Genomic DNA, 11,777 nt, shown 5'->3' with positions numbered 1-11,777 from the left:
CGTCGTCGGCCCTCCTCAGAAGTCGAAGTCGCCGATGTTGTCCGCGTTGAACCGGTACGGGTCGCCGAGCAGCACGGTCGCGTCGGCCCCGACCGTGTACTCGCCGAGCTCGCCGGCCTCGAACGTGTCGCCCTCCTCGCCGGTGATCGTGCCGTCGACCAGGGCCTGCGCCGCGTAGGCCGACAGGTAGCCCAGGTCCTCCGGGTTCCACAGCGCGAACTCGGTGACGGTGCCGTCCTCGACGTACTCGCGCATCTGGTTGGGGGTGCCGAGCCCGGTGAGCGCGACCCGCCCCTTGGCGTCCGAGGTCGACAGGTACCGCGCCGCGGCGGCGATGCCGACCGTGGTCGGCGAGACGATCCCCTTGAGGTCGGGGTGCTGCTGCAGCAGCGCCGCGGTCTTGTCGAACGACGTCTGGTCGTCGTCGTTGCCGTAGACCGTGTCGACCAGGGTGATGTCCGGGTGGTTCGCCAGCTCGGTCTCCATCAGCTCGATCCACGCGTTCTGGTTGGTGGCGTTGGCGCTGGCGGACAGGATCGCGATCTCCCCCGCGTCGCCGATCTGCTCCGCGATCATGTCGACCTGGACCTGCGCGATCCCCTCGGCGGTGGCCTGGTTGACGAACAGGTCGCGGCACTCCGGGTCGGTGTCGGAGTCGAAGGTGACGACCTTGGTGCCGGCGTCCCGCGCCTCGCCCAGCGCGTCGCACAGCGCCTGCGGGTCGTTGGCCGACACGATCAGCGCGGACGTGCCCTGCTGCGCGGCGGTGTTGATGAACGGCACCTGCGCGTCCGGCGACCCGGTGTCCGGGCCGACCTCGGAGAACGTGCCGCCGAACTCCTCGGTCGCCGCCTGGGCGCCCGTGGTGCTGGTGTCGAAGTACGCGTTGCCGAGGTTCTTCGGCAGCATCACGACCGAGACGTCGCCGCCCCCGCCGCCGGTGTCCTCGCCGCCGGAACCGCCGTCGTCGCCCGACGAGCAGCCGGCCACGGCGAGCACGGCGGTGAGCGTCATCGCGGCCAGCACGGCCGGCCGCCTGGTGGTTAGCTTCATCGTTCTTCCTCCCTGGTGGTGCGGAACACGCGGGTCAGACCGACGTCGCCTCGACGTGCCGGTCCGGGTGCGGCGGTGCGGGACGGCGGCGCACCCGCCGCCCGACCCAGCCGGCGACGCTGCCGGAGATCACGGACAGCACGAGCAGCGCGCCGATGATGATGTTGATGACGTTCACCGTGACGCTCTCCAGGCGCAGCGCGCTGGAGATGACGCCGATCAGCAGGACGCCCGCCAGCACGCCGGGCAGCGCGCCGCGCCCGCCGAAGATCGACACGCCGCCGAGCAGCACCGCCGCCACCACCTGCAGCTCCAGGCCGGTGGCGTTGTCGCCGCGGGCGCTGCCGTACCGCAGCGTGAAGAAGATGCCGGCGAACGCCGACACCGTCCCGCTCAGCACGAACAGCACGAGCTTGGTGCGCGCGACGGACACGCCCGAGAAGTGCGCGGCGTCCGGGCTCAGCCCGATGTCGTACACGCCCCGCCCGAACGACGTGAGGTGCAGCAGCACGACGAACGCCACCCCGAGCAGCACGACCGGCACCACGACCAGGGGCAGCTGGGTGCCGCCGATCCGCGCGGTGGCGAGGTCGGTCCACCGGTCCGGGAACTCCGTGACCGCGCGGGTGCCGAGCAGCCCCACGGCGATCCCCCGGTACAGCGCGAGCGTGCCGATCGTCACCGCGAGCGACGGCAGGCCGCCGTACGCGACCAGCGCGCCGTTCACGGCGCCGCACACCGCCCCGACCGCGAGCGCCGCCAGGCCCGCGACGGGCACGGACAGCCCCGCGTCGACCAGGACGCCGACGGTGACGCTGCTCAGCCCGACGACGCTGGCCACCGACAGGTCGATCTCGCCGGTGATGATGACCAGCGTCATCGGCAGCGCGATCAGCAGGACCGGGGCGGTGTCGAGCAGCAGGTACGGCAGCGTGAGCGGGCTGCTGAAGCCGGGCACCGCCGCGGCGGCGTACAGCACCACCAGCACCAGCAGCCCCACCACCGCCGCCTCCCGGGTGAGCAGGACCCGCTGCCACAGCGGCCGCGCGTGCGCGGGGTAGGTGCCGGCCATCACGCCTCCCGCGCCCGGACGAGCCTGCGGGCGGTGCGCACCGCGAGCACGCGGTCGAGCACGATCGCCCCGAGGATCAGCAGGCCGACCACGGCCTGCTGCCAGAAGTCCGGGATGCCGAGGACCGGCAGCGCGCGGTTGATGGTGACCAGCAGGACGGCCCCGATCGCGGCCCCCCAGACGGTGCCGCTGCCGCCGAAGATCGCGACGCCCCCGATCACCGCGGCGGCCACGGCCTGCAGCTCGAGCCCGAGCCCGGCACCGGAGCCGATCGTGCCGTAGCGCGCGGCGAACAGGACACCGCCGAGCCCCGCCAGCGCCCCGGACAGCACGAACGCGCCGACGACGCGGCGGCGGACCGGCAGCCCGAGCAGCACCGCGGCGTCGGGCTCGGACCCGATCGCGTAGAGCTCGCGCCCGCCGCGTGCCGTGTGCAGGTAGTACCCGACGACGACGAGCACCACCGCGGCGACCGTCGTCAGCACCGGGACCCCGAGCACCGAGCGGGTGCCCAGGGCGAGGAACCCGCGCGGCAGGTCGGAGGCGTTCACCCGGTCGCTGCCGGCCCAGGTCAGGACGACGCCGCGGTAGATGTACAGCGTCCCGAGCGTGATCACGAGCGCGGGCACCCGCGCGAGCGCGACGAGCAGCCCGTTGACCAGACCGAGCACCGCGCCCGCGGCCAGGCCCGCGAGGAACGCGACCACGACGGGCAGGTCCGGCACCGCGATGAACAGCCGGCCGACCAGGTAGGCGCAGAGCGCGAGGACCGACCCCACGGACAGGTCGACGTTCCGGGTGATGATCACGACCGCCTGCCCGATCGCGAGCAGGACCAGGATCGACGGCGTCAGCAGCAGGTCGCGCCAGCTGTTCGCGCTGAGCAGGAACGCGTCCGTGCGGATGGTGGCGGCGGCCACCACCAGCACCAGGACGACGGCGATCGCCAGCTCGCGCGAGCGCAGCACCGTGCGCACGGCGCGCCGCGCCGGCGACAACCGGCTGGGTGCGAGGAGCTGCTCGGTCACGGCTGGCGCTCCAGGGTGGTGGTGGCGGTGGCGGCGTGCATCACGGCCTCCGGCGTGGCGTCGGCGCGCGGCAGGTCGGCGGTGACCCGCCCCTCGGCCACGACCAGGACGCGGTCGGCCATGCCGAGCACCTCGGGCAGCTCGGACGAGATCATCAGGATCGCCATGCCGCGCCCGGCCAGCTCGGACAGCAGCCGGTGCACCTCCGCCTTGGTCCCGACGTCGATCCCGCGGGTGGGCTCGTCGACGATCAGCAGGACCGGCTCGGTGGCGAGCCACTTGGCGATGACCACCTTCTGCTGGTTGCCGCCGCTCATGGTGCTGCCGTGCATGTCGAGGGCGCGGGTCTTCACCTCGAGCCGGGTGGCCCACGGCTGCGCGGCGCGGGTCTCGCGCGCCGTGGTGAGCAGCCCGCCGCGGGCGATCCGCGACCGGATCACCGCGGTGACGTTCCGCGCGACGGTCGACCCGGTCACCAGCCCCTGCTGCCGCCGGTCCTCCGGCACCAGCGCCATCCCCGCCCGCACGGCGGCGCCCGGGTCCGCGGGCGGGACGGCCGCACCGCCCAGGCGGACGCTGCCGGACTCGTAGGCGTCGACGCCGAACACCGCCCGGGCGATCTCGCTGCGCCCCGCCCCGACCAGGCCGGCCAGCGCGACGACCTCCCCCGCGCGCACCGTGAACGACACGTCGCGGAACACCCCGGCCCGGGTCAGCCCGTCGACCTCCAGCACCACGTCGCCCACGGGGGCCACGGTCTTGGGGTACAGGTCGTCCACCGTCCGGCCGACCATCTGCGTGACGACGGCGCCGACCGACGTCTCGGCCGTCCGTGCGGTGGCCACGTACTCGCCGTCCCGCAGCACCGTCACCGTGTCGCACAGCTCGAACACCTCGTCGAACCGGTGCGAGATGAACACCAGCGCCCGGCCCTCGTCCCGCAGGCTCCGGACCACCTGGAACAGCCGGCGCACCTCCACGCCCGACAGCGCGGCGGTCGGCTCGTCCATCACCAGCACGCTGGCGTCGAGGGAGAGCGCCTTGGCGATCTCGATGACCTGCTGGTCGGCGATCGACAGCCCCTCGGCCGGTCGCAACGGGTCCAGGTCGACCCCGAGCCGGGCGAACAGGGCGGCGCTGCGCTCCCGCATGGCCGCGCGGTCCACCCGCCGGCCGGCGCGCAGCGGCTGCCGGCCCATGAAGATGTTCTCCATGACGCTGAGGTCCGGGAACAGCGTGGGCTCCTGGTAGATCACCGCGATGCCCGCCGCCCGGGACTCGGCCGTCGAGCCGAAGTCGACCTCGGCCCCGTGCAGCCGGACGGTCCCGCCGTCGCGCTGGTACAGCCCGGACAGGATCTTCACGAGCGTGGACTTGCCCGCGCCGTTCTCGCCCACGAGCGCGTGGACGGATCCCGGGTCGACCCGCAGCGAGGCGGACCGCAGGGCGACCACGGGCCCGAACGCCTTGCGGACGTCCACGAGCTCGAGGGCGGGTGCGGGAACGGCGGCTGCTGGCATGGCGGAGGCGGTTCCTTGTCGACGACGCTGTCGGGAGGTCCGGCGCTAAAACGATTCAAGCCTGCTGTGGCAGCACCTTAGGCCCGGTCTCTCCGCGGCGTCAACGACGCGGGACCGGCCTCAGCGCAGGTACGCGGCAGCGGCTGCGCGCACCGCCTCGCCGACGCGCTCGAGGGCGGCCGTGCGGACGGTCCACTGCTGCCAGTGCAGCGTGACGTCCACGTACCGGCCCGGGTCGACGTCGACCAGCGAGCCGTCGCGCTCGCCCGCGCGGGCGTCGGCCTCCGGCAGCATCCCCCAGCCGAGCCCGAGCCGGACCGCCAGCACGAAGTCCGCCGACGCCGGGACGTGGTGCCGCGGCGGCAGCGCCGGGTCGGCCCCGCGGCCGCGCAGGTACCGGTCCTGCAGGTCGTCCTTGCGGTCGAACACCACCACCGGGGCGGCGGCCAGCGCCGCGGGGGTCGGGCCGTCCGGGAACCGCTCCGCCGCGCGGTCGGCGGCGATCATCGGCCGGTACCGCAGCACGCCGAGCCGGTGCGACGTGCAGCCCTGCACCGGGGTGGCGGCGGTCGTGATCGCCGCCACCACCGTGCCGTCGCGCAGCAGGTCCGCCGAGTGGTCCTGGTCCTCGCGGTGCAGGTCCAGCACCAGCTGGTCCGCCAGCGGGGCCAGCGCGGGCAGCACCCACGCGCCGAGCGAGTCCGAGTTCACCGCGATCGGCAGCACCACCCGGCCCTCGCCGCCCGGCGTCACCTCGGCGCGCGCCTCGTCCGCCAGCCCGAGCACCTGCCGCGCCAGCCGCAGGTACACCGCCCCCGGCGCCGTCACGCCCGCGGGCCGCGTCCGCCGGACGAGCACCTGGCCCACCGCGGTCTCCAGCGCGCGGATCCGCTGGCTCACCGCCGACTGCGTCAGGTGCAGCGCGTCCGCGGCGGCCTCGAAGGACCCCTCGTCGACGACGGCGAGCAGGGCGCGGAGCTGCGGGAGGTCGACCTCGGCCATGGCCCGGACTGTACCGACCCCGTGCCCTGCCCCGTCCCCCCTCCCCCTCCCGTGCGCGCGCCGACCGGCACCCGCGCCGAGGTAGGGCGTCCGCGCCGAGGTAGGGCGTCCGCGCCGAGGTAGAGCACCCGGAGGCCCTACCTCGGCGCGCAGGCTCTACCTCGGCGACGTGGGGGCGTGACGGGCGAACGGGGCGACGCGGACGACGCGGGCGACGCGGACGACGCGGACGACGGGGGCGACGGGCGCGAGCGGCCGCGGCCGGGTCACCCGAGGAGGACGACGCCGTCGTCGGTGCGGCCGTAGAGGACGCCGTCCTGGGTCCAGACCTGGTCGACGCCCGCGGGCAGCGGGGTCGCCCAGGCGCGCCGGCCGTCGCCCAGGTCGTACGCCGCCAGCACCCGCTGCCCCGTGCCGGCCACCCGCTCCGTGCGCAGCAGCGCACGGCCGTCGGTCAGCAGCCGGCCCGCGTCGCCGGGCTCGCCCGGGGTGGACCAGACGTCGGCCCCGGTCTCGACGTCGACCGCCCACACCTCGCGGCTGGTGCTGCCGTACAGCACGCCGTCCAGCAGCAGGTGGTTCGTCGCGACGCTGCCGCTCCCGGTGTGCTCCCAGACCACCTCGCCCGTCCCGGCGTCGACGGCCCGCAGCAGGCCGAGCGGCGTCCCGTCGAGCACGCGCACCAGCAGCAGGTCGGGCGCGCTGCCGTCGTCGGGCGCCAGCTGCAGCGCCTGGCCCTGCGCCTCCGCGGTCCCGGTGCCGTCCTCGCCGCGCAGCCGGGTGCGGCTGCTGCCCAGCACCTCGGCCAGCCGGTCCCCGCGCACGACCAGCAGCACCGGACCGCTCGCCTCGACGGCTCCGGTCCCGGGGTCGAGCGCCCAGGTACGGGTCAGACCCCCGACCAGCAGGTGCCCGCCGGACACGGAGAGCACGGGCCCCGGACGGCCGCCCGAGCCGCCCAGGGGGTCCGGGACCGCGGCGCGCCACCGCAGCTCGCCGCTGACGGCGTCGGTGGCAACCAGCTCCACGTCCTCCGGCCCGCTCGTCGCGACCACCAGGGCGCTGCCGACGGCGACCGCCGCCGAACCGGGCGCCAGCTCCTCGGCCCGCCCGACGGTCCGGTCCGCCAGGTCCACGCGCAGCAGCCGGGTCGGCACCGCACCGGGCGCACCGGGCGCGCTGCCGTCGGCGACGACGCACCACAGCACCCGGGCCGGGTCCTCGCCGCTGCTGCAGTCCGGGACCAGCACGTACCCGCCCGGCGGCGGCGCCGGCGCGAGGGTGCGCCGCCACACCTCGGCACCGGTCGCGGGATCCAGGCCCACCAGGTCGGCGGCCGCGCCCCGCTCCGGGTCCACCGCACCGACGCGGAGCCCGTCGGGTGACCGGAACGGGTCGGCGAGGACGTCCGCCGCCGCCTCGCCGCCCCACGGGGTCGTCTCGAGCGGCGCGGTGACGGTCGTGCCGATGACGCCCGCCGTGGCACGCAGGCGCTCGGCCGCGACCTCGTCCGACGAGCCGTCCAGCCCCTGCCAGGCGGCCAGCGCGGCCAGCGCGGCGACCGGGACGGGCCACCACCGGCGCAGGACGTGCTGCGCCCGGACCCGCGACGCGCGGTCGGCGGCCTCGTCGGGGACGCCGTCGCCGGCCGGCTCGACGAGCTCGACCTCCGCCATCCGGTCGGCGCCCATGGCAGCACGGTAGGTCGCCCGGCCTCACCGCGCGCGACCGGGCACCGGGGCGGCGTCACCATCAGTCGAACTGATGGAGCATCACGACGATGCGTTGGACTGATGCGACGTCGCGCCCCTACCGTCGACGCGTGCCTCCCGCCCTGCTGTCCGCGCTCACCGGCCTCGCCTTCGGCCTGTCGCTCATCGTCGCCATCGGCGCCCAGAACGCCTTCGTGCTGCGGGTCGGGCTCCGACGTGCGCACGTGCTGCCGGTCGTCGCGGTGTGCGCGCTGTCGGACGCCCTGCTGATCACGGCGGGGGTGGCCGGGCTCGGTGCGCTCGTCGACCGGGCGCCCGTCGTGCTCACGGTCGCGCGGATCGGCGGTGCCGCGTTCCTGCTCGGGTACGCCGCCGTCGCGGCCCGGCGCGCCCTGCGCCCGGGCGCGGTGCTGACGGCCGAGGACGACGCCACCCCCACCCGGGTGTGGCCCGTGGTCGCGACCTGCCTGGCGCTGACCTGGCTCAACCCGCACGTGTACCTGGACACGGTCGTGCTGCTGGGCTCCGTGGCGGGCACGCACGGCGACGGCCGCTGGTGGTTCGGCGCCGGGGCCGTGGTCGGCAGCCTGGTCTGGTTCGCCGCGCTCGGGTACGGCGCGCGCCTGCTGCGGCCGCTGTTCGCGCGCCCGGGCGCCTGGCGGGTGCTGGACGGCGTGATCGCGGTGGTGATGGTGCTGATCGCGGTGAGCCTGCTGCGCGGGCTGTGACCCGGGGTCAGGCCGCCCGCCGCCGCCGGACCAGCGCGGTGACGCCGTAGATCCCCACCACCACGGCGACCAGCCCGGCGGTCGCCAGCAGCTGCCCCCGGGCCGCGCCGTCCGCCAGCATGAGGACCACCAGCCCGGCCAGCGCGACCAGCGTCGCCCAGGTCAGCCACGGGTAGCCCCACATCCGCAGCGGCAGCTCCTCGCCGCGCGCCCGCGCCTCCGCGACCAGGCGCGGCCGCAGACGCAGCTGCGCGACCGCGACCAGCACCCACACGACCAGCAGCGCGGCACCGACGGCGTTGAGCAGGATGCCCAGCAGCGTGTCCGGCAGCACCCGGTTGAGCACGACGGCGACCAGGCCGAACGCCACCGACACCAGCACCGCCACCCACGGCACGTCCCGCCGGGAGACCCGGTGCAGCACGGCGGGCCCGTCGCCGCGGCGGGCCAGCGAGTACGCCATCCGGGACGTCGCGTACACGTTCGCGTTGAACGCCGACAGCAGCGCCACCACGACGACGACCTCCATCAGCCGCGCCGTGCCCGGAAGCCCGGCGACGTCGAGCACCGCCACGAACGGGCTCTCCTGCAGCGCCGGGGCGTCCCAGGGCAGGACCAGCACCATCAGCGCCACGGAGCCGACGTAGAACAGCAGGATGCGCCAGACGATCGTCCGCGTCGCCCGGCCGACGGCGCGCTGCGGGTCGCGCGCCTCGGCGGCGGCGATCGTGACGATCTCGATGCCGCCGAACGCGAAGACCACGACCAGCAGCCCGGCCGCCACTCCCCCGACCCCGGCCGGCGCGAAGCCGCCGTGGCCCAGCAGGTTCGTGGTCCCGACCGGGTCCGTCCCCGGGAGCAGGCCCAGCACCAGCAGCGTGCCGAGCACCAGGAAGCCCACGATCGCGACGACCTTGACCAGCGCGAACCAGAACTCCAGCTCGCCGAACCGCCGCACGCCGGCCAGGTTCACCACCGCGAACAGCGCGACGACCACCAGCGCGACGCCCCACTGCGGCACGCCGGGCAGCCAGCCCGTGACGATCTGCGCGACCCCGGTGATCTCGGCGCCCAGCACCATGATGAGCGTGAACCAGTAGACCCAGCCGAGCGTGAACCCCGCCCACCGGCCGAGCGCCGCCTCGGCGTACACGGAGAACGAGCCGGTGGCGGGCATCGCCGACGCCATCTCCGCCAGCATCCGCATGATCAGGACGACCAGCACGCCGGCGATCGCGTAGGACACGAGCACCGCCGGCCCCGCGGTCGCGATTCCCACACCGCTGCCCAGGAACAGGCCGGCGCCGATGGCGGAGCCGAGCCCCATCATCGTCAGGTGCCGGGTCCGCAGGCCGTGGCCGAGGTGCTCTGCGGGCGCTGCCGGCGGTGCGGCCGGCGGTGCGCCGGCGGGTGCGGCCGGGCGGGACGTGGGCGTGGGCGGCGGGACGGACGTCATGGTGCGGTGGTGCTCCGGTGCTGGCGGGCGGTCGACCGCCCGGTCCCCCACGGGGACCGGGCGCAGCGGCCCACCGTACCCGTCGCCGCCGGGCTCAACCCCGGCGCCGGCGGTGGCGGTGGTGCGCCGGGGCGGGTGTGCCACCGCTGCCGCCCGGCGACCCGTCGGCATCGCGCTGGTCGAGGTGCGCGTCGACGTGCTGCCCGACCTCGGCCGCCAGCTGCGCCGACACGTGCGCCGTCAGCGCCTCCCGGGCCCGGCGGCGCTCGGCGCGCAGCACCGCGGTGTGCTCGGCGTGCAGCGCCTTGGCCGTCGAGACCACCATGCCGATGATGACCACGCTGAACGGCAGCGCGATGAGGACGGCCGCCGTCTGCAGCGCGGAGAGCCCGCCCGCCAGCAGCAGCGCGATCGCGAGCACGCCGCCCAGCGTGGACCACACGATCCGCAGCGGCGTGCGGGGTGCGGGGTCCCCGCCGGCGGAGAGCATCGCCACGACCAGGGCGCCCGAGTCCGCGGAGGTGATGAAGAACAGCGCGATCAGGATGATCGCGCCCACCGACAGCGCCGTGCCGCCGGGCAGTCCCGCCAGGACGTCGAACAGGGCGTTCTCCGGCACGACCACGCCGCCGGGGCCGACCAGCCCGCCGCTGCCGAACAGCTGGCGGTGCAGGGCCGTCCCGCCGAGCACCGAGAACCACAAGAAGCAGACGACCGTCGGCACCAGCAGCACCCCGCCCACGAACTCCCGCACCGTGCGGCCGCGGGAGATGCGGGCGATGAACACCCCGACGAACGGCGACCAGGAGATCCACCAGCCCCAGTAGAACGTGGTCCACGACGCCTGCCAGGCCTCGCCCTCCGCCCCCGCGTACGCCGAGACGTTGAACATCAGCGGGATCACGCCGGCGAGGTACGCGCCGAGGGACTGGACGAACTCCCGCAGCAGGAACAGGGTCGGGCCGAGCAGCAGCACGGCGAGGAGCAGCACCCCGGCGAACGACACGTTGATGTTGGACAGCCACTTGAGCCCGCGGTCCAGCCCGGACACGACCGACAGCGTGGCCAGGGCCGTGATCACGACGATCAGCACGACCTGCAGCGCCACCGAGCTCTCCGCGATGCCGATGTGGTCGAGCCCGGCGGTGATCTGCAGCACCCCCAGGCCGAGCGAGGTGGCGACGCCGAAGATCGTGCCCACGACGGCGGTGATGTCCACGGCGTCCCCGACCCGGCCCCGGACGCGGTCGCCGAGCAGGGGCTCGAGGGCCCAGCGGATCGACACCGGCCGCCCCCTGCGATGCACCGCATACGCCAGGGCGATGCCGACCACCGCGTAGATCGCCCACGCGCTCAGGCCCCAGTGCAGGTACGTCTGCGTCATCGCGGTCTGGGCGAGCTGCTCGGGCGTGCCCGAGACGCCGGGCTTCGGGTCCGCGTAGTGGGTCAGCGGCTCCGCGACCCCCCAGAAGACCAGCCCGATGCCCATCCCGGTCGCGAACAGCATCCCGAACCAGGTGCCGAGCCGGTACTCCGGCACGTCGTCGTCCCGGCCCAGCGTGATGTCGCCCCACCGGCCCACGCCGAGCCAGATCGCGAACGCGACGAACCCGGCGACGATCAGCACGTAGTACCAGCCGAACGCGCTGATCACGTCGGACTGCAGCCGCGCGATCACCTCGCCGGCGGCGGCGGGGAACGCGATCGTCAGCCCGGCGACGGCGAGGACCACGACGGCCGAGCCCCAGAACACCACCGGCGAGGTGCCCCAGGGGCCCCGTCGGGCGGTGCCGGGGTCGGTCGTGGACCGGTCGGCAGGGGCGGTGGTCGGGGTCGTCACAGGCACCTCGGGGGGACGATCACGGGCGGTCGGGCAACGCCCCAGCGTGGCACGCGCCCGGCACCCGGACCACACGGGCGCCACCCACCCGCCGTGCGACGGGCCCGGCGCCGACCTACCGTGAGCCGCATGACCGACACCACGCCCGACCGCAGCCCCGACGACGGCGCCGGCACCGGCGCCGCCAAGGACCCCGCCGACTGGGTGACCGGCGACGAGCCGATCACCGGCCCGCAGGACTCGTACCTGCACACGCTCGCCCGCGAGGCCGGCGAGGAGGTCCCCGAGGGACTCACCAAGGCGCAGGCCTCGGAGATGATCGACCGCCTGCAGGCCGACACCGGTCGCGGGGCCTGAGGCGCCGGG

10 protein-coding genes are annotated in these 11,777 nt (G+C 75.3%); 2 read left to right on the top strand and 8 right to left on the bottom strand.

The genetic code is table 11. The annotated features are described in order from the left end of the window. Nucleotides 1–15: 15 nt before the first annotated feature. The 6 genes from rhaS to AC1050_RS00400 all read right to left on the bottom strand — a co-directional run bounded on the left by rhaS (nt 16) and on the right by AC1050_RS00400 (nt 7,366). Entirely contained in the window at nt 16–1,053 is a 1,038-nt protein-coding gene (gene rhaS, locus AC1050_RS00425) for a rhamnose ABC transporter substrate-binding protein (protein WP_482385415.1), read from the bottom strand. A gap of 34 nt (nt 1,054–1,087) precedes the next feature. Further along, complete coding sequence (locus AC1050_RS00420) at nt 1,088–2,125, bottom strand: ABC transporter permease (protein ID WP_482385414.1); 1,038 nt, start codon at nt 2,123–2,125, stop codon at nt 1,088–1,090. Then, nucleotides 2,125–3,153: an ABC transporter permease gene (locus tag AC1050_RS00415; protein WP_482385413.1), complete on the bottom strand. Its 1,029-nt coding sequence runs from the start codon at nt 3,151–3,153 to the stop codon at nt 2,125–2,127. Before AC1050_RS00415 ends, AC1050_RS00420 begins: the two co-directional genes overlap by 1 nt. Further along, nucleotides 3,150–4,673, bottom strand: coding sequence for a sugar ABC transporter ATP-binding protein (locus tag AC1050_RS00410; protein WP_482385412.1), 1,524 nt, complete (start codon nt 4,671–4,673; stop codon nt 3,150–3,152). Before AC1050_RS00410 ends, AC1050_RS00415 begins: the two co-directional genes overlap by 4 nt. 120 nt (nt 4,674–4,793) lie before the next feature. Beyond that, complete coding sequence (locus AC1050_RS00405) at nt 4,794–5,675, bottom strand: LysR family transcriptional regulator ArgP (protein WP_482385411.1); 882 nt, start codon at nt 5,673–5,675, stop codon at nt 4,794–4,796. Between the two features lie 266 nt (nt 5,676–5,941). After that, the gene (locus AC1050_RS00400; RefSeq protein WP_482385410.1) at nt 5,942–7,366 is read right to left on the bottom strand and encodes an outer membrane protein assembly factor BamB family protein; all 1,425 of its coding nucleotides are present in this window, start codon (nt 7,364–7,366) and stop codon (nt 5,942–5,944) included. Between the two features lie 89 nt (nt 7,367–7,455). Between AC1050_RS00400 and AC1050_RS00395 the strand changes: the two genes are divergently transcribed. After that, entirely contained in the window at nt 7,456–8,115 is a 660-nt protein-coding gene (locus AC1050_RS00395) for a LysE/ArgO family amino acid transporter (protein WP_482385409.1), read from the top strand. Between the two features lie 7 nt (nt 8,116–8,122). Here AC1050_RS00395 and AC1050_RS00390 read toward each other — a convergent pair whose 3' ends face one another. Continuing rightward, nucleotides 8,123–9,571 (bottom strand): amino acid permease, encoded by a 1,449-nt coding sequence (locus AC1050_RS00390; protein WP_482385408.1) that lies wholly within the window; start codon nt 9,569–9,571, stop codon nt 8,123–8,125. Between the two features lie 94 nt (nt 9,572–9,665). Further along, a complete protein-coding gene (locus tag AC1050_RS00385) occupies nt 9,666–11,411 on the bottom strand; it encodes a BCCT family transporter (RefSeq protein WP_482385407.1) in 1,746 nt (581 codons plus the stop codon). Between the two features lie 129 nt (nt 11,412–11,540). Here AC1050_RS00385 and AC1050_RS00380 point away from each other — a divergent pair, with 129 nt between their 5' ends. Further along, a complete protein-coding gene (locus tag AC1050_RS00380; protein WP_482385406.1) occupies nt 11,541–11,768 on the top strand; it encodes a DUF3072 domain-containing protein in 228 nt (75 codons plus the stop codon). The last annotated feature ends 9 nt before the right edge of the window (nt 11,769–11,777 follow it).

It is taken from the genome of Cellulomonas sp. NEAU-ZC6 (genome assembly GCF_056844425.1).
This window is presented reverse-complemented; position numbering and strand designations above follow the sequence as displayed.

What these genes read in the sequence shown, in the direction of transcription:
- rhaS (WP_482385415.1), bottom strand. Translation starts at nt 1,053, where the DNA reads ATGAAGCTAACCACCAGGCGGCCGGCCGTGCTGGCCGCGATGACGCTC.
- AC1050_RS00420 (WP_482385414.1), bottom strand. Translation starts at nt 2,125, where the DNA reads ATGGCCGGCACCTACCCCGCGCACGCGCGGCCGCTGTGGCAGCGGGTC.
- AC1050_RS00410 (WP_482385412.1), bottom strand. Translation starts at nt 4,673, where the DNA reads ATGCCAGCAGCCGCCGTTCCCGCACCCGCCCTCGAGCTCGTGGACGTC.
- AC1050_RS00405 (WP_482385411.1), bottom strand. Translation starts at nt 5,675, where the DNA reads ATGGCCGAGGTCGACCTCCCGCAGCTCCGCGCCCTGCTCGCCGTCGTC.
- AC1050_RS00400 (WP_482385410.1), bottom strand. Translation starts at nt 7,366, where the DNA reads ATGGGCGCCGACCGGATGGCGGAGGTCGAGCTCGTCGAGCCGGCCGGC.
- AC1050_RS00395 (WP_482385409.1), top strand. Translation starts at nt 7,456, where the DNA reads ATGCGTTGGACTGATGCGACGTCGCGCCCCTACCGTCGACGCGTGCCT.
- AC1050_RS00390 (WP_482385408.1), bottom strand. Translation starts at nt 9,571, where the DNA reads ATGACGTCCGTCCCGCCGCCCACGCCCACGTCCCGCCCGGCCGCACCC.
- AC1050_RS00380 (WP_482385406.1), top strand. Translation starts at nt 11,541, where the DNA reads ATGACCGACACCACGCCCGACCGCAGCCCCGACGACGGCGCCGGCACC.